This window comes from Marivivens donghaensis, from assembly GCF_011806565.1.
Taxonomy (GTDB): Bacteria; Pseudomonadota; Alphaproteobacteria; order Rhodobacterales; family Rhodobacteraceae; genus Marivivens; species Marivivens donghaensis_A.
This window is the reverse complement of record NZ_JAATOP010000001.1, coordinates 146577-162337: the sequence shown is the minus strand read 5'-3', so window position 1 is coordinate 162337 and position 15761 is coordinate 146577. Positions and strand designations below refer to the sequence as shown.

General features: G+C 59.8%; 18 protein-coding genes. 5 read left to right on the top strand and 13 right to left on the bottom strand.

Features of this window, described 5'->3' with window-relative positions; all coding sequences use genetic code 11:
- Window positions 1-87: 87 nt before the first annotated feature.
- Both polA and HCZ30_RS00805 read right to left on the bottom strand, forming a co-directional pair.
- The gene (polA, locus tag HCZ30_RS00810) at window positions 88-2895 is read right to left on the bottom strand and encodes a DNA polymerase I (RefSeq protein WP_167635863.1); all 2808 of its coding nucleotides are present in this window, start codon (window positions 2893-2895) and stop codon (window positions 88-90) included.
- Between the two features lie 167 nt (window positions 2896-3062).
- Complete coding sequence (locus HCZ30_RS00805) at window positions 3063-3245, bottom strand: zinc-finger domain-containing protein (protein ID WP_167635862.1); 183 nt, start codon at window positions 3243-3245, stop codon at window positions 3063-3065.
- 93 nt (window positions 3246-3338) lie between these two features.
- Between HCZ30_RS00805 and HCZ30_RS00800 the strand changes: the two genes are divergently transcribed.
- On the top strand, window positions 3339-4271 hold the full coding sequence (locus HCZ30_RS00800) for an ABC transporter ATP-binding protein (RefSeq protein ID WP_167635861.1): 933 nt from the start codon (window positions 3339-3341) through the stop codon (window positions 4269-4271).
- Window positions 4272-4352: 81 nt separating this feature from the next.
- On the opposite strand, the gene HCZ30_RS00795 is transcribed toward HCZ30_RS00800, so the two are convergent.
- A complete protein-coding gene (locus HCZ30_RS00795) occupies window positions 4353-4715 on the bottom strand; it encodes a histidine triad nucleotide-binding protein (RefSeq protein WP_167635860.1) in 363 nt (120 codons plus the stop codon).
- Window positions 4716-4723: 8 nt separating this feature from the next.
- Window positions 4724-6301 (bottom strand): DUF5928 domain-containing protein, encoded by a 1578-nt coding sequence (locus tag HCZ30_RS00790; protein WP_167635859.1) that lies wholly within the window; start codon window positions 6299-6301, stop codon window positions 4724-4726.
- A gap of 148 nt (window positions 6302-6449) precedes the next feature.
- On the opposite strand from HCZ30_RS00790, the gene HCZ30_RS00785 reads away from it, so the two are divergent.
- Window positions 6450-7268: a sulfotransferase family protein gene (locus HCZ30_RS00785; protein ID WP_167635858.1), complete on the top strand. Its 819-nt coding sequence runs from the start codon at window positions 6450-6452 to the stop codon at window positions 7266-7268.
- A 33-nt stretch (window positions 7269-7301) separates the two neighbouring features.
- Here HCZ30_RS00785 and HCZ30_RS00780 read toward each other — a convergent pair whose 3' ends face one another.
- Together HCZ30_RS00780 and nth are read right to left on the bottom strand one after the other, a co-directional pair.
- Window positions 7302-8288, bottom strand: coding sequence for an adenosine kinase (locus tag HCZ30_RS00780; protein WP_167635857.1), 987 nt, complete (start codon window positions 8286-8288; stop codon window positions 7302-7304).
- Window positions 8285-8929 carry an endonuclease III gene (gene nth, locus HCZ30_RS00775; protein ID WP_167635856.1) on the bottom strand — a complete coding sequence of 215 codons (645 nt, stop codon included), beginning with the start codon at window positions 8927-8929 and terminating at the stop codon, window positions 8285-8287. The genes HCZ30_RS00780 and nth overlap by 4 nt, the downstream gene beginning before the upstream one ends.
- A 225-nt stretch (window positions 8930-9154) precedes the next feature.
- On the opposite strand from nth, the gene HCZ30_RS00770 reads away from it, so the two are divergent.
- Window positions 9155-9814 carry an OmpA family protein gene (locus HCZ30_RS00770; protein WP_167635855.1) on the top strand — a complete coding sequence of 220 codons (660 nt, stop codon included), beginning with the start codon at window positions 9155-9157 and terminating at the stop codon, window positions 9812-9814.
- A 108-nt stretch (window positions 9815-9922) separates the two neighbouring features.
- Complete coding sequence (locus HCZ30_RS00765; protein WP_167635854.1) at window positions 9923-10690, top strand: FadR/GntR family transcriptional regulator; 768 nt, start codon at window positions 9923-9925, stop codon at window positions 10688-10690.
- Window positions 10691-10748: 58 nt separating this feature from the next.
- On the opposite strand, the gene HCZ30_RS00760 is transcribed toward HCZ30_RS00765, so the two are convergent.
- The 5 genes from HCZ30_RS00760 to HCZ30_RS00740 all read right to left on the bottom strand — a co-directional run bounded on the left by HCZ30_RS00760 (window position 10749) and on the right by HCZ30_RS00740 (window position 13376).
- Complete coding sequence (locus HCZ30_RS00760) at window positions 10749-11324, bottom strand: F0F1 ATP synthase subunit B (RefSeq protein ID WP_167635853.1); 576 nt, start codon at window positions 11322-11324, stop codon at window positions 10749-10751.
- A gap of 5 nt (window positions 11325-11329) precedes the next feature.
- The gene (locus HCZ30_RS00755) at window positions 11330-11911 is read right to left on the bottom strand and encodes a F0F1 ATP synthase subunit B' (RefSeq protein WP_167635852.1); all 582 of its coding nucleotides are present in this window, start codon (window positions 11909-11911) and stop codon (window positions 11330-11332) included.
- Window positions 11912-11995: 84 nt separating this feature from the next.
- Complete coding sequence (locus HCZ30_RS00750) at window positions 11996-12232, bottom strand: F0F1 ATP synthase subunit C (RefSeq protein ID WP_167635851.1); 237 nt, start codon at window positions 12230-12232, stop codon at window positions 11996-11998.
- 54 nt (window positions 12233-12286) lie between these two features.
- Entirely contained in the window at window positions 12287-13045 is a 759-nt protein-coding gene (locus HCZ30_RS00745) for a F0F1 ATP synthase subunit A (protein ID WP_167635850.1), read from the bottom strand.
- Between the two features lies 1 nt (window position 13046).
- Window positions 13047-13376, bottom strand: a complete 330-nt coding sequence (locus HCZ30_RS00740) for an AtpZ/AtpI family protein (RefSeq protein WP_167635849.1) — start codon at window positions 13374-13376, stop codon at window positions 13047-13049.
- A gap of 230 nt (window positions 13377-13606) precedes the next feature.
- Here HCZ30_RS00740 and HCZ30_RS00735 point away from each other — a divergent pair, with 230 nt between their 5' ends.
- Window positions 13607-13957: an ArsR/SmtB family transcription factor gene (locus tag HCZ30_RS00735; protein WP_167635848.1), complete on the top strand. Its 351-nt coding sequence runs from the start codon at window positions 13607-13609 to the stop codon at window positions 13955-13957.
- On the opposite strand, the gene HCZ30_RS00730 is transcribed toward HCZ30_RS00735, so the two are convergent.
- Both HCZ30_RS00730 and HCZ30_RS00725 read right to left on the bottom strand, forming a co-directional pair.
- Complete coding sequence (locus HCZ30_RS00730) at window positions 13923-14798, bottom strand: DMT family transporter (protein ID WP_246212547.1); 876 nt, start codon at window positions 14796-14798, stop codon at window positions 13923-13925. The two genes, HCZ30_RS00735 and HCZ30_RS00730, sit on opposite strands and share 35 nt — an antisense overlap.
- Entirely contained in the window at window positions 14795-15673 is an 879-nt protein-coding gene (locus HCZ30_RS00725; RefSeq protein WP_167635847.1) for a LysR family transcriptional regulator, read from the bottom strand. Before HCZ30_RS00725 ends, HCZ30_RS00730 begins: the two co-directional genes overlap by 4 nt.
- Window positions 15674-15761: the final 88 nt, after the last annotated feature.

Genomic DNA, 15761 nt, shown 5'->3' with positions numbered 1-15761 from the left:
ATCCGCGCCGGGCTTTTTTGCCTTTGTGCCTGAAATATCTCGGGGGAGCGGCGGAGCCGCGGGGGCAGCGCCCCCAATCAGGCCTGTTTAGTGAGCCTGCGCCCAATTACTGCCGACACCCGCATCCACGCTGAGCTTCACGTCGAGCTTTACCGCCGGATCGGCGGCGCCTTCCATCGCGGCACGGGCCTTTTCGATCAGCTTGTCCTCGGCGCCCTCTTCGACCTCGAAGATGAGTTCGTCGTGGACTTGAAGCAGCATTTTTACCGGCAGCCCTTTAATCGCATCCTCCATGCGCACCATCGCGCGGCGGATGATGTCCGCGGCGGTGCCTTGGATCGGAGCATTGATCGCAGCGCGCTTGGCAAAGCCAGCGGTCGGGCCTTTGGCATTGATCTCGGGCGTATGGATTTTGCGGCCGAACAGCGTCTGCACATAGCCGTTGTCCTTTGCGAACTTCACCGTTTCATCCATGTATGCGCGGATTCCGGGGAAGCGCTCGAAATAACGGTCGATGAAGCCCTGCGCTTCGGCGCGAGGGATGCGCAGGTTGCGTGCTAGGCCGAAGCCCGAGATGCCGTAGATGACGCCGAAGTTGATCGCCTTGGCCTGACGGCGGATGTCCGAAGTCATCTCTTCAAGCGGAACGTCGAACATCTCGGAGGCGGTGAGCGCGTGGATGTCCTGACCGTCGCGGAACGCCTGCTTGAGCGTGTCGATGCCCGCCACATGCGCGAGGATTCGCAGTTCGATCTGGCTGTAGTCGAGCGAGACGATCACGTTACCCGGTTCGGCCACGAACGCCTCGCGGATACGGCGGCCTTCTTCGCTGCGGACGGGGATGTTCTGCAGGTTCGGGTCGGTCGACGAAAGGCGTCCGGTGTTCGCGCCCGTCTGCATATAGGACGTGTGAACGCGGCCCGTTTCGGGGTCGATGTGGTTTTGCAGCGCGTCGGTGTAAGTCGATTTCAGCTTGGAAAGTTGGCGCCAGTCCAGCACCAGACGAGGCAGTTCGTGTTCGGTCGCGAGGTCTTCGAGGATATCGGCGCCGGTCGAATATGCTCCATTCTTGCCTTTCTTACCGCCGGGCAGGCTCAGGTCGTCGAACAGCACTTCGCCCAGCTGTTTGGGCGAGCCGACGTTGAAATCGCGGCCAGCGGCTTTCTGGATCTCGTCCTCGAGCTGCGCCATTTTCTGCGCGAAAGCGTTGGACATACGGCTGAGTGTGTCGCGGTCGACTTTGACGCCGCGCATCTCCATGCGCTCCAAGACAGGGACCAGCGGGCGTTCGAGCGTTTCGTAGACGGTCGTCACTTTCTGCTGGTGAAGCTGCGGCTTGAAGCGTTCCCACAGCCGCAGGGTGATGTCGGCGTCCTCAGCCGCATACTTTACCGCATCGGCGACAGGAACGCGGTCGAAGGTAATCATCGACTTGCCCGACCCGAGCAGCGATTTGATCGGGATCGGCGTGTGGTCGAGGTAGCGCTCGGCCAACGTGTCCATGCCGTGATTGTGGATGCCGGCGAACAGCGCATAGGACATCAGCATGGTGTCGTCGATCGGGCCGAGCATGATGCCGTAGCGGCTCAGCACCTTGCTATCGTACTTCATATTCTGGCCGATCTTGAGGATACTTTCGTCCTCCAGCATCGGCTTCAGAAGTCCCAAAGCCTCATTCAGATCGAGCTGCCCTTCGGCGCGTGCATTGCCGCCGAACAGGTCGTCCGTAGCCGAGGCACGGTGGCCGATCGGGACGTAGCACGCCTTGCCAGCCTCAATACAGAGCGACACGCCGACCAGTTCGGCCTGCATTTCGTTGAGCGAGGTCGTCTCGGTATCGAAGGCGACGTAACCCCGCTCGTAAGCCTGCGCGATCCATCCCTTGAGCGACTCGACATCGCTGACGCATTCGTAGTCGTCGGGGTTGAACGGCAGTGTCTCCGGCGCGTCTGCGGGCGCGGCGTCGGGGCCATCGGGAATCACATCGGCGACCGTCGGCGCATCGACGCCCAGCTTGTCGGCGATGCGTTTGGTGATCGTGCGGAACTCCATCTCGGCAAGGAAACCGAGCAGCTTTTCCGGCTCCGGATCGCGGATTTCCAGCTCTTCGATGGTGAAATCCAGCTCCATTTCGCAATCGAGCTGCACCAGCTTTTTCGAGATTTCGATCTGCTCGCGGAATTCGATCAGGGTCTGGCGGCGCTTGGGCTGTTTGATCTCTTCGGCGCGGTCCAGCAGCGTTTCCAGATCGCCGTATTCGTTGATGAGAAGGGCGGCGGTCTTGATCCCGATGCCGGGCGCGCCTGGCACGTTATCGACGGAATCGCCCGCCAGCGCCTGCACATCGACAACCCGCTCCGGTCCGACGCCGAACTTCTCTTCCACACCCTCGCGGTCGATGCGTTTGTTCTTCATCGGGTCGAGCATTTCGACGCCGTCACCGACCAGCTGCATCAGGTCCTTGTCGGAGGACACGATAGTCACACGGCCGCCAGCCTCGCGCGCACGGCAGGACAGAGTCGCGATGATGTCATCCGCCTCGTAGCCTTCGATCTCGTGGCAGGCGATGTTGAACGCGCGGGTTGCCTCGCGGGTCAGTGGGAATTGGGGCTTCAGATCTTCGGGCGCAGGCGGACGGTGCGCCTTGTACTGGTCATAAATCGCGTTGCGGAAGGAAGCACCCGAGTGGTCGAAGATGACAGCGACATGGGTCGCCGCATCGGGGCCGGTGTTCCCTTCGACATAGCGCTGGAGCATGTTCACAAAGCCGCTCACCGCGCCCACGGGCAGGCCGTCGGATTTACGGGTCAGCGGGGGAAGCGCGTGGTAGGCGCGAAAGATGAACGCCGATCCGTCGATGAGATGGAGGTGACAACCTTTTCCGAAACCGCTCATACCGTTTCCTTCCCCGTTTTTAGTCAGAGAGGTTGTGTCACGTTCCGCCGCATCCTTCCAGTCGCGTTTTGTTCTGCATCGGCAGGCTCAAGCCGAACATTCAAACACACAAAAGCACGGCCAGTTGCCTAGCCGCGCCTCAAACCATTCAGGTCAGAACTAAAAAATCAGTGGTCGTGCGAAGGATTGTCGCTGATCTCATAGCGGCAATCGCAATACGGGCACTCGACGAAGCCCTCTTCGTGCGGGATGGTCAGCCAGACACGCGGATGGCCCAGAGCACCTTCGCCACCGTCACAGGCGATCTTGTACGTGTCGACGATCTTGGTTTCGGGTGCTGCAATGGTCATCACTTGGCCTATATGGTTGTCGCGGGACTTGGCCCGCTTTAGATCGGGAACAAGGTTATATCAAGCCCAAGCATGGGCAAGCGGGAAAGTACTATGACGGAAAACGCCATCGAGATCGAAGGTCTGCGCAAGACTTATGCGGCCACGCCCCGCACCGAAGCCAAAGAAGCGCTAAAGGGAATCGATCTCAACATCCCGCGCGGATCGATCTTCGGCCTCCTTGGCCCGAACGGTGCAGGCAAATCGACGATCATCAATATCCTCGCCGGCCTCGTGAACAAAACGGATGGCCGTGTGAATATCTGGGGCTTCGATCAGGACAAGAACCCGCGCCAGTCCCGCGCCGCTATCGGCATCATGCCGCAAGAGCCGAACCTCGATCCGTTCTTCACCCCGCGTGGCAGCCTCGAAGTGCAGGCTGGCCTCTACGGCGTGCCGAAATCGCAGCGCCAGACCAAGGAAATCCTCGAACTCATCGGCCTGACCGACAAAGCAGAAGCCTACGCGCGCTCACTCTCGGGCGGTATGCGCCGCCGCCTCTTGCTGGGCAAAGCGCTGGTCCACACCCCGCAGATTCTCGTTCTTGATGAGCCGACCGCTGGCGTCGACATCGAATTGCGCAACATGCTCTGGGCCAACGTCCGCCGCCTGAACGAAGAGCAGGGCATGACGATCATCCTCACCACGCACTACCTCGAAGAAGCGCAGGAGATGTGTGACGAGATCGCGATCATCAACCACGGCCAACTTATCACTCGCGACACCACCGCGAACCTGCTGGGCCGCCTCGACAGCAAAACCATGGTGATCACGCCCGCCACTGAAACGGCAATCCCCGACCTGCCCGCTGGGATCACCGCCACGACGCGCAAGGACGGCACCCTCGCCTTCACCTACAAGCCGCGGGAAACATCCGCCGAGGAAGTCCTCGCCGTGGTCCACAACGCAGGCATCCGTATCGCTGACGTGAAAACCGAAGAAGCCGACCTCGAAGACGTCTTCCTCGCCCTCACCTCCAATAAATAAGGGCGCACCAGCGCGCGCGCTCTCTTCATTCTGATAAAAATACCTCCGCCGGAGGCACCGCTCGCGCAACGCGCGGGCGGATCAGATCGCCAGCATCTTACCCAGCGGCTGACCTGCAAGGATGTGCAGGTGGTAATGCGGTACTTCCTGACCGCCATGATCGCGGGTGTTGGCAATGGCGCGGAAACCATCTTCGGCGTTGATCTGTTTGCATACCTCGGCAACCGCCTGCATGAAACCGACCTGCTCTTCCGCTGTCGCTTCCATCGCGAAATGGTCGAGCGACATGTACGCACCCTTCGGGATCACCAGCACGTGGACGGGCGCTTGGGGCGCGATGTCCTCGAACGCCAGCGCGTGGTCGTTCTCGTAAACGGTCTTGTTCGGAATTTCGCCGCGCAGGATGCGGGCAAAGATGTTCTGCGGATCGTAATCGAACGCCATGTCGGGCCTCAGTCGTGGAACAGGTATGGGGTTTCGGCGATCAGCCGCGCCTCCTCGTCGGAGACTGACAGAAACTGGCCGAGCGCGCGAGCGTTCGCTTCGACCGGATCGCTTTCGTTGATTGTGTAGTAGTGGGTGAACCGCGCCTCTCGGATGCGTTCGGCTTCATGGAGCACATCGTTGCGCACCGACGGCAGCAGGCGCGACATCGCACCGGCAGGCGTCTCGCCGCCCGCAAGCCCTACACGCTGCGCATGGCCTTGCAGGTAGTCGTCAGAGAACTGGCACTGCACCACCATGATCCGCGTGGTCGCGCGGTCGTTGACGAAGTCCTGCATCAGATCGAGGCTGGATGTGTCCATACACACCACCATCCGGTCCGACTGGTGATAGTCGAACAGCATCCGCATCAATGCGCGGCGGTGACGGTGCCGCTTGGACAGACTGTCCTGAATACCGCCAAGGTCTGGTAGGTCCGTATTCTCTTCGTTGAAGAGATAGGCCACAGTCGGCAAATCCGTGCGGGCCGAGATCGACTGGATCAGGCGCTTCGCAACGTGCCACTTCTTGCAGGCAATAATCAGTAGTTCGCGCTCCGGCCCGAGGCTCGCCTCGGTCTCCCAGAAACGCGGTGCGAAACGGCGCCCTTCGCGGCCCCTGCCCGTCAGGAAGTCGAACAGTTTGCGGCCCTCGTTCGAGATGCCGAAGTGATCGCGCTCCGACGCCCACAGCTTACCGAGCCGTTTCTTCAGCTCTTTCGCTTCGGGACTGATCTTGCGGGCGAACAGCGTGTCCTGCGCGAGCAGCAGATCGTAGTGGTCGTTGTAGAACGTCACCGGCATCCCGTAGTCGGTGAACATCAGGAACGTCAGCGTGCGCGTCTGGATTTCTTTGGCGGGCACGAGGTGCCGCACGAGCGTCTGGAAAAACGTCTCGTCGGGAATCCACGTGGTCGAGAAGAACTTCATCACGTCCTTCCGCTCGCGCGTGAATTCGAGGATCTTTTCGACGGTCTGACGGCGCAGGCACCACCACTGGCTGCCGATCTGCACGTCGATGTCGTGCGGGATCTCGCGGGTCAGGCCGAAACGGCGTTGCAGCCAGAACAACCAATAGAAGCGGCGCTTCTGGGTCCGCTCGTTGAACCAGTGACGGTAGATCAGGCGCTCTTCTTTCATGCCCGTCTTGATCCAGTCACTTTTGAAGAAGTCGAAACTCTCCACGAAATCGCAATCATGACGGTCGAGGAAGCTGTGCGCATACCGCGCTGACTTTGTCGCCATGCAGTCACCCGACAGCATGTAGAAGTGCGTTGCGCGGGGGAATGCTTGTTCTGCAGATATGATCGCTTCGAGCGTTGCCGCAACGAGGCTCCATTCACCCCAGCCGCATTTCAGGCGTTTGCGGGCGTAGGCAACATTCGGATTATCGGCGAGCTCCGTGCGGATTCGGTCGAAATACGCCTTGGGTGCGCGGGCGTCGAAATGGATCGAAATGTAGTCACCCGCAGCGGTAAGCTGTTCAGCCTGCTGGATGATCGCGTCAGGATCTTTGTGGCAGAGAAGTATGAACGCGATTTTTGCCATCTAATAAACAGTCAGTGCCCGCTGTATAGTCCTGAATACTTTGATATTCTCACCAATCGTTGTATTCAACGAACCGACTGATTGATATGTCGATAACATCCGGACTTGTCGCAAAACAAGTGACAGGTCGTGTCAAAAGGGGACAGGCATGGGATTTCCGGGCGTATGGATGACCGAGAGCGAGAGCATGGTGTACCGTGTGGTGCCCAAATGTGCATGTTCGAGCATCGGCCAGATCATGTTCTATTCGGACCACGGCCGCTTTTTCGATGGCGACATCCATGATTCCACCTCGGGTCTGCACAAGTGGTCCCAGGACGAGAGTCAGGCTCCCATCACGGAGAACGTGAAGTCCCACAAAAGCTATGCCTACAGCTGTGTGCGCAATCCCTACACGCGCATCCTGTCGTCGTTCTTCGACAAGATCGCGGGCATCCAGCGCAACGGTCGCCGCTACCGCGGGAACCTCGTGCCGCAACTGACGCAGAAATACGGCATTCAGGTCGGCTCGCCCGAGGACAACTTCGACTTCGACCAGATCCAGTCGTTCCGCCGTTTCCTGCTGTTCGCGCGCGACACCATCCGCTTCAAGCGTCCCATGGACCCCGATATCCACTGGTCGGCCATGTCGGGCCACGTCGCCACGTTCATCGTGAATGGCGGGCGCTACGACAACATCTTCTGGACCGAGAAATTCAACGAAGGGATGCAGAGCGTCCTCGACAACATCGAGACCCCGCATCCGATCGACCTCAACAACATCCCGCGCTTCAACGAAAGCGAAGGCCACGGCCCCAAGCGCCTGCATCCGGTCGAGGATTACTTCGACGATCTGTCGATGCATCTGGTCTACGAAATCTACAAGAAGGACTTCCAGCTCTTCAAATACGATTTCGAAAACCCGTCGAACAAGATGCCGATCGGAGAGATCGACCTCGACGAGGTTCACGCCAAACTGGGCGATTAACGAAAAAGCCGGCGTCTCCGCCGGCTTTTCTTTTTAGAGGTTGTGCTCGGTGAAGAGCGCCTTGAGGTCCGTTTCGGCACGCGGGCCGACCTGACGGATCACCTGCCCCGCCACGAGGCAACCCATACGTCCGCAGGTCTCCATATCGCGGCCGGTCACCATGCCGTAGATGAAACCCGCTGCGAAACCGTCGCCAGCGCCCGTCGCATCCACAGGGACGATCTTTTCGACCGGCACGTCGGTGCGCTCGCCATTTGCGATGATGGTCACGCCGTCACCCGAACGGGTGCAGGCGACCAGCGGGCAAATCTCGGCGGTCTTCTTCAGGGCTTCTTCCAGATCGTCGGTTTCGAACAGTGACTTGATCTCGTCTTCGTTGCCGATGACGTAGTCCAGTTCGTCTTCGATCAGGCTGAGGAAGTCGGCGCGGTGACGCTCGACGCAGAACGGGTCCGAAATCGCGATACCGGCCTTGCCGCCGTTGCCGCTACAGGCGCGGGCCATTGCGGTGAACGCTTCCTTACCCTTGTCCTTGTCGAACAGGTATCCTTCGAGGAACACAGCCTCGGAATCCGCGGCCACGGCCAGATCAACATCCTCGGTGCCCAGTTCGGCCGAGACGCCGAGGTAGGTGTTCATCGAACGCTCACCATCGGGCGAGACAAAGATCATCGAACGCGAGGTCGGCAGCTCAGCGCCAGCCACAGGCGGGTTCACGAAAGCGGTGCCCACTTTCTCCATCGCGTCGGCGTAAAAACGGCCAAGCGCATCGTCACGCACGCGGCCAACGAAAGCGGTCCGCGCACCCAGCGCGCCCAGACCTGCCAGCGTGTTGGCTACCGAGCCGCCAGCGGCCTGCTTGCGGTCTTCCATCGACGCATAGAGCAGTTCGGCACGTTCGCGCTCGACCAGCTGCATGATGCCTTTTTCGATGTCCATCAGCTCCAGAAAGCTGTCGTCAGCGTGGGCGATAACATCGACGATGGCGTTGCCGATGCCGACAACCTGATACTTCTTCATAGGTTCTTGTCCTCGAATTGACACAAGTCGCGGATCAGACAGGCCGCGCATTTGGGTTTACGGGCGACGCACGTATACCGTCCGTGCAGAATTAGCCAGTGGTGAGCGTGCTGCTGGAAATGTGCGGGGATGTGGTCCTCGATCGCGCGCTCCACGACATCGACGTTCTTGCCGACCGCGATGCCCGTGCGATTGCCGACGCGAAAGATATGGGTGTCCACCGCCTGCGCGGGATACTTGAACCACATGTTCAGAACGACGTTCGCGGTCTTGCGGCCCACACCCGGCAGCGATTGCAGCGCCGCGCGACTGGCCGGAACCTCGCCGCCGTATTCATCGACGAGGATGCGGGACAGCTTGATGACGTTCTTGGCCTTCTGGCGGAACAGTCCGATCGTCTTGATGTGCTCCGTCACGCCCTCTTCACCGAGGTCGAGCATCTTCTGCGGGGTATCCGCGATCTTGAACAGCTCGCGCGTCGCCTTGTTCACGCCCGCGTCCGTCGCCTGCGCCGAAAGGGCGACCGCGACGACCAGCGTGAACGCATTCACATGCTCCAGCTCCCCCTTCGGTTCGGCTTCCGCCGCTTCGAAGCGAGAAAAAATTTCGTTGATCGTGTGATAATCGAGCTGCTTGACCATGGGGTGAGGTATGCCCGTACCTGCCTGATCAGGCAAGGAAAGATGCCCGCGAAGCGCGGACGGCAGCCCTGTTATCCGATATCTGCCTTGCACCAAAGTATGGACTATCTGCCAGAGTGGCGGAACTTTGCCGGCTTTCATCTCGTTATTGGATATCAGAAGCGCTTGCCGCATGAATACCGCAGCAACGCGCTGACATGCGCAAAACAAAACGGATTTAATACTATGATTCTCGCTCGTTCCTCGCTCGCCCTCGCCGCAGCTGCAGTGATCGGTCTGTCGGCCTGTACCGAAATGACCTCGCCGGACAACCCGAACCGTAACGCCCAGACTGGCGCTCTCGTAGGTGCTGGCATCGGCGCTCTTATCGGTTCGAAGCAGGGCGACAGCGCTCGCGAAAACACCCGTAACGCCGTTCTGGGCGCAGCTGTCGGCGCTGGCCTTGGTGCTGTTGGCGGTGCTGCTCTGGACCGTCAGGAAGCAGAACTGCGTCAGCAGCTCGGCAACAACGTTGGCCTCGTGAACACCGGCAGCCAGCTGGTCGTCACCATGCCGCAGGACATCCTGTTCGCAACCGATAGCGCTTCGCTGACCGGCGCGCTTCAGGGCGACCTCTACACCGTTGCTCGCTCGATCAACAACTACCCGAACACCACCGTGAACGTGGTTGGCCACACCGACAACACCGGTAGCGCCGCTTACAACATGGACCTCTCGCAGCGCCGCGCTCAGGCCGTTTCGTCGGTTCTGATCAACGCTGGCGTATCGGCTTCGCGTCTCAACGTCATCGGCCGCGGCGAAGACCAGCCGGTTGCTGACAACCTGACTGCCGCTGGCCGCGCCCAGAACCGTCGCGTCGAGATCGTCATCACGCCGAACGGCTAATCGGATTTCCGGATATCGATCATCGGGGCTGCCTTCGGGCGGCCCCTTTTTTGTTGGATTGTGCGGCAGGCGGCGTGGTCATATATTCTGACCAAACCGGAGAAGATCATGCCGTTCGAAAAAATCACGCAGGAAAAGCTGTCACAGGAGGTCGTCCGTCAAGTCGAGGGCCTTATTCTAAGAGGTATCCTGCGCCCCGGTGAGCGCCTACCTTCGGAACGTGAACTGTCGGACCGGCTTGGCGTATCCCGCCCGTCCCTGAGAGAAGCCCTCTCTGACCTGCAAGAGCGCGGCCTACTGATCAGCAAGGCAGGTGCAGGCGTATTTGTGGCCGACGTGCTGGGCTCCGCCTTCTCCGCGGCCCTCGTGACGCTGTTCTCCACCCATGAAGAGGCCGTGTTCGACTACATCGCTTTCCGCCGCGATATGGAGGGGCTCGCCGCAGAGCGCGCCGCGCGTCTCGGCTCCGACACCGACCTCAAGGTCATCGACGCGATCTTCAAGAAGATGGAAGCCGCCCACCCCAAGCGCAACGCGACCGACGAAGCGCAACTGGATGCGGATTTTCACCTCGCCATCATCGAGGCGAGCCACAACGTCATCATGCTTCACATGATGCGGTCCATGTACCAACTGCTGCGTGAGGGCGTGTTCTATAACCGCCAGATCATGTTCAAGCAGCGCACGACCCGCGGCGAACTGCTCGAACAGCACCGCGCCATCAACGACGCGCTCCAGAAGCGCGACCCCGAAGGCGCGCGTGCCGCAGTGGCCCAACACCTCGACTTCGTGCAGCAGGCGCTTGACGACCAGCAGAAGGCCGATCGCAACGAGGCCATCGCCCGCAAGCGCTACGAACACGAACTCAACCGTTGAAACGAAAAACGCCCCGCCTGATCTCTCAGGCAGGGCGCTTTAAAAGCTTTAGAAGCGTTTAGTGCAGCTTGGCGTCAACAGTCTTGATCGAGTCGTCGATCAGCTTGTTGGCCTCGGCGGCGGTCATCTGCTTGGCGATAACTTCGCGGGCAGCCTTGACAGCAACGTTGATTGCGCTGTCGCGCACTTCTTTCACTGCGGAAGCCTGAGCAGCGTTGATCTGCTCTTCAGCGGAAGCCAGACGGCGTGCAACCGACGTGGCGATGTCCGCTTTGGCCTGCTCTGCAGCAGCTTCAGCTTCGGCTTTGGCATCGGCAACGATGCGGTCGGCCTGCTCTTGCACTTCTTTCTGCTTGCGCTCGTAAGAGGCCAGCAGGCTCTGTGCTTCCTCACGCAGTGCGCGGGCTTCTTCCAGTTCGGACTTGATGGTGTCCGCGCGGTTGTCGAGCATTTCGCCGACTTTGCCCGGAACCTTCAGATAAACCAGAACGCCTACGAACAGCAGGAATGCCAGAAGCACGATGAAGTCGGTGTTGTGCAGCGAGTAGAACTCACCCGAGAACACGTTCTTCGTCGAAGCAAAAGCCGGCTGTGCAGTCACAGCGAGAATGGCGGGGATCAGGATCTTTTTCATGGTCCTCAGCCTTTCATCTGCTCTGCGACTTCTGCGTCGATGACAGCCTGATCGGCAGTGCCACCCAGCGCAGCAACGATCGCACCGGCGGTATCCTTAGCCACCTCTTCGACGCTGGCGACGGCGTTGGCGCGGATTTCGTCAATGGCCTTCGCGCCTTCGGCGGTCTTGGCGGCAATGACTTCATCAGCCTTCGCAATCTCGACATCAAGATCCGATTGGATCTGAGCCTTGGTATCAGCGACGATACGGGCAGCTTCGGCGCGGGCATCAGCCAGAGCCTTGTTATAAGTAGCCTCGGCCTCGGTAGCTTTGAGTTTAAGCTCTTCGGCAGCGGCGATATCGTTAGTGATCGTACCGGACCGTTCAGCCAGAACCGCGGCGATGCGCGGTAGGGCGATACGGGACAGCACGAAGTAGATCACGACGAGCGTGACCAGAAGCCAGAAAATCTGGTTGGAATAGGTCGAAGGGTCCAGCTGCGGCATGGATGCGCCGCCGGCCTCGGCCCCGTGCGCCATATCTGCACCGTGCGCGGTAGCGACATCGGTAGCAGTGTGGGCGACTTCGGTATTAGTGTCTGCCATCTCGTCTTTCTCCGTCGGACCCTTTGGTGTCATCGGGGGCGCGGGCGTGCCCGCGCGCCCCGACCGTAAGGATGCGTCAGTAGATTAGACTGCGAACATCAGCAGCAGAGCAACCAGGAACGAGAAGATGCCCAGAGCTTCTGCGAATGCGAGGCCGATGAAGAGAGTTGCGGTCTGCGAAGCAGCAGCCGACGGGTTGCGCAGAGCGCCGCCCAGGTAGTTAGCAGCGACGTTACCAACGCCGATAGCAGCAAGGCCCGAACCGATTGCGCCGAGGCCGGCACCGATGAACTGACCGAGTTGTGCGATATTGCCTTCCATGATTTTCTCCTTACGATGGAATTGGCTTGATAGATATTCAGACCGTTTGCAGGCTTAGTGAGCCGGGTGCAGGGCATCTTTCAGATAGATGCAGGTCAGAATGGTGAACACGTATGCCTGAATACCGGCTACGAGAACTTCCAGTCCGTAGACAGCAGCGATAGCGACAACCGAAACCGGAGCAACGGCGGCGATAGCTGCGAAGCCAGCGAACACTTTGATCATTGCGTGACCTGCGGTCAGGTTACCTGCAAGACGAATGGAGTGGCTGACGGGACGGACAAAGTACGAAATCACTTCGATGATCGCGATGACGGGACGCAGCACCAGCGGGGCGTCCGACATCCAGAACAGGCCGAGGAAGCTCGCGCCGTTCTTGACGAAACCGATGATGGTGACGGCGATGAACACGCCGAAGCCCAGAACTGCGGTCACTGCGATCTGCGCGGTCGGGGTGTACGACAGCGGCAGCAGACCGAGGAAGTTCGCGAAGAAGATGAACAGGAAGACGGTGAAGATGTAGGGGAAGTACTTCACACCGTCATGGCCGGTTACGTCTTCGACCATCTTGTAGATGAAGCCGTAGAACAGTTCTGCGATCGACTGCGTGCGGGTCGGGATGATCGCGCGCTTGCGGGTACCCATGACGAACAGCAGAACCACGCACAGAACGGCGATTGCCATCCACAGCGTCGAGTTCGTGATCGAGATGAAGTTTACCGGACCATCGCTGAACAGCGATTTTACTTCGAACTGATCGAGCGGGTGGAAAACCAGGCCGCCAGCTTCTTCACCGTGCACGTCGGTCGCCATGTCACTTTTCCCCATTTTTGCCGGACTGCTGGTCCAGCATTTTCATCTGCAACTCTTTGGCCGAGCCGATCACGGTTTTCATACCGGCGGCAAAGCCAAAGAAAATAAAGATCACCAGGAATATGGGGGACGTGCCAAGGGCATAGTCCAACCCGAACCCGATGACGAAACCGATCAGAAGACCGGCAACTAATTCGGTGACCATCCGCCACGCGTGCTGCGCTTGGGAGTAGTCTTTCTTCATGTGGTTCTCGGTCGGGGCTTCCGCCTTGGCCTTGTTGATCCGCTCTTCCAGCGAGCGCAGACGGTCTTGTTCGGTCTGGTTCGTCACAGTCGAGGGTCCCCATGAAGGTTGGCGCTTTGCTAAGTTGTTAGGCGCTCCGAGTCAATAAGCTACGGCCACCCTGCGACACCCCTTCATTGCATTGATATTGCTGCATTTTTCAAATCGGCGATGGGGTAAAATTGTCCACAGGCGACCCTGGCGGCGCTGCAACTGCATTGAATCCATATTCAACCGATTGGTTGACCTTTCTCTGTGGCACACCTTAATCACTCTTCATGGCCGCTTCGCTCGACACGATTTTCACTGCACTCGCCGACCCCACCCGCCGCACGATCCTGTCGATGCTGCTGGAGGACGATATGGCCGTGACCGATGTGGCGGAGCCGTTTCACGTCTCGCTCGCTGCGATTTCCAAACACCTGAGCGTGCTCGCTGACGCGGGTCTCATCAGTCAGGAAAAGCGCGGCCGCGTGAAGTGGTGCAAACTGGAACCGGACACCCTGCGCGAAGCGAGCGTCTGGATGCAGTCGTTCGGGCAGTTCGACCAGCTCGACTTCGACAGTTTTGAACGGTTCCTCGTGTCCGAAGGCGTCAGTCCCGAAGAAGCAGAAGAAGCGCCAGAATAGTCAGGCCGATCCCGCCAATGATCGCCAGTGGCGGCACCGACTGGCCAAGCGCCAGTTCCCATCCCAGCACCCAAGTCGGCGCGAGGTAGGTGTAGGCCATCACCTTGGCCGCAGGCAGGCGGAGCGACGCGAATTGCAGCAGCACCGCCGTCACCGCCGTCGCGAAGATCGACGTATATAATATAGTCACCCACACCAGAGGCGGCAGGCTGCCCCAGTCGGTCGCACCAATAGCGCTCGCGCCGAAGAACGTCAGCACGACAGCCGCCGCAACGACGACGCCAAAGGTAAACACCACGGCAGGCTCGCCGCGGTTCAGTTTGCGCACCAGAGGGGTATAGATGGCGTGAGCCACGCAGCCCCAGAAATAGATGAACTCGCCCTTGCCGATCTGGAACCGCAAAAACGCATCCCAATCGGCGCGGAAAATCACCCACAGCGCCCCTGCCCCGCCGATGGCGAGCGCCAATGCGATGCGCGCGGTCATCATCTGCCGCAGCAGGATGTAACCCGCGATGGCCGAGATGATGGGGGTGAGGGTAAAGACTGCCGAAGCGCTCACGGGCTCTGCGGTCTTCAAGCCTTCGAACATAAGGACGAAGTAGAACGCAAAGATCCCGCCGAGCAGCAGGTAGCGCCACGTTCCCTTGTAGTCGGACGCTTTGAACGTGCCCGTCCACCAGACCATGCCGCCGACGATACCGGCGCCGATCCAGAAGCGGAGCGCGTTGAGGGCCATGGGTGCAATTTCGTTTGCCACCATGGAGCCCAACGAAAAGCTCCCGGCGACGAGCGCCGAGAACGTGAGCATTGCCAAGTGGCCCGCGAGTGACGGGCTCAGTTTTCCCAATTGCGCGACTCTTCTTTCAGGTACTTGAGGAAGGCTTGCACTTTGGGCGTGCGATGAAGGTCGACGTGCGTGACCAGCCACAGACGGCTCGACCACTCATCGCGCGGTTCCATCACGCATTCCACTTCGGGCATGGTGCTGAGTTCGCACTTCGGCAGGAAGCCCATACCCGCACCCGCCGCAATCGCGTCGCGCATCGAACGGTTATCCATCGTGCGATAGGAAATCCGGTCGTGCGGCAGGTTCGCGGTCAGCCAGCGGTGGAACGGCGCGCGGCCATCCATGTCGTCGTGGCTGACGAAGTGGTGGTTCACGAGGTCCGCGTCGTCTTTCGGGCGGCCAAACTTTTCGATGTAGGACTTCGACGCAACCAGACAGACCTTCTGTTCAAGGAACGGCTGCACCACGTTGTCGGGCTGATCCGGCGGGTTGCCCGCACGGATCGCGACATGGGCTTCGCCGTACTCCAGACGGAACAGACGGTCGCCGGTCAGATAGCGCACGCGCAGCTTCGGGTGCTGGTTCTGGAAGCCGACGAGGATCGGCGTCAACATCGTCGAGAACGAGGCCAGCGAGGTGACGGTGAGGTCGCCATCCACCGCGTCGCCGCGTCCCTTGATGCGTCCCTGCAACTGCTGGAACTGGTCATCGGTCATCTTTGCGACGTTCAGCAGGTCGGTGCCTGCCTCGGTCGGGGTATATCCACGCGCATGGCGCTGGAAAAGTTTGACGCCGAGGCGTCCTTCGAGGGCATCAATATGCCGGATCACCGTAGCGTGGTGCACGCCTAATACTTCTGCGGCACCACTCACGGTTCCTAAACGCGCCACCTGATATGCGGTGCGCACTTCATCCCAATTTTGCATGAGTAAAACCTTAAATAGTCTGTGCGCCACTTTAGTGAGCACACTCAGGACTGCAAGACCGCACATCCGCCTATGTGTACCTTGACTC

Excerpts from the sequence above, each read along its gene's own strand:
- HCZ30_RS00745 (WP_167635850.1), bottom strand. The coding sequence starts at position 13,045 with ATGGCGACCGACGTGCACGGTGAAGAAGCTGGCGGCCTGGTTTTCCAC.
- polA (WP_167635863.1), bottom strand. The coding sequence starts at position 2,895 with ATGAGCGGTTTCGGAAAAGGTTGTCACCTCCATCTCATCGACGGATCG.
- HCZ30_RS00780 (WP_167635857.1), bottom strand. The coding sequence starts at position 8,288 with ATGAAGAAGTATCAGGTTGTCGGCATCGGCAACGCCATCGTCGATGTT.
- HCZ30_RS00755 (WP_167635852.1), bottom strand. The coding sequence starts at position 11,911 with ATGGCAGACACTAATACCGAAGTCGCCCACACTGCTACCGATGTCGCT.
- HCZ30_RS00765 (WP_167635854.1), top strand. The coding sequence starts at position 9,923 with ATGCCGTTCGAAAAAATCACGCAGGAAAAGCTGTCACAGGAGGTCGTC.
- nth (WP_167635856.1), bottom strand. The coding sequence starts at position 8,929 with ATGGTCAAGCAGCTCGATTATCACACGATCAACGAAATTTTTTCTCGC.
- HCZ30_RS00750 (WP_167635851.1), bottom strand. The coding sequence starts at position 12,232 with ATGGAAGGCAATATCGCACAACTCGGTCAGTTCATCGGTGCCGGCCTC.
- HCZ30_RS00795 (WP_167635860.1), bottom strand. The coding sequence starts at position 4,715 with ATGGCGTTCGATTACGATCCGCAGAACATCTTTGCCCGCATCCTGCGC.
- HCZ30_RS00770 (WP_167635855.1), top strand. The coding sequence starts at position 9,155 with ATGATTCTCGCTCGTTCCTCGCTCGCCCTCGCCGCAGCTGCAGTGATC.
- HCZ30_RS00805 (WP_167635862.1), bottom strand. The coding sequence starts at position 3,245 with ATGACCATTGCAGCACCCGAAACCAAGATCGTCGACACGTACAAGATC.
- HCZ30_RS00760 (WP_167635853.1), bottom strand. The coding sequence starts at position 11,324 with ATGAAAAAGATCCTGATCCCCGCCATTCTCGCTGTGACTGCACAGCCG.
- HCZ30_RS00800 (WP_167635861.1), top strand. The coding sequence starts at position 3,339 with ATGACGGAAAACGCCATCGAGATCGAAGGTCTGCGCAAGACTTATGCG.
- HCZ30_RS00785 (WP_167635858.1), top strand. The coding sequence starts at position 6,450 with ATGGGATTTCCGGGCGTATGGATGACCGAGAGCGAGAGCATGGTGTAC.
- HCZ30_RS00735 (WP_167635848.1), top strand. The coding sequence starts at position 13,607 with ATGGCCGCTTCGCTCGACACGATTTTCACTGCACTCGCCGACCCCACC.
- HCZ30_RS00790 (WP_167635859.1), bottom strand. The coding sequence starts at position 6,301 with ATGGCAAAAATCGCGTTCATACTTCTCTGCCACAAAGATCCTGACGCG.
- HCZ30_RS00725 (WP_167635847.1), bottom strand. The coding sequence starts at position 15,673 with ATGCAAAATTGGGATGAAGTGCGCACCGCATATCAGGTGGCGCGTTTA.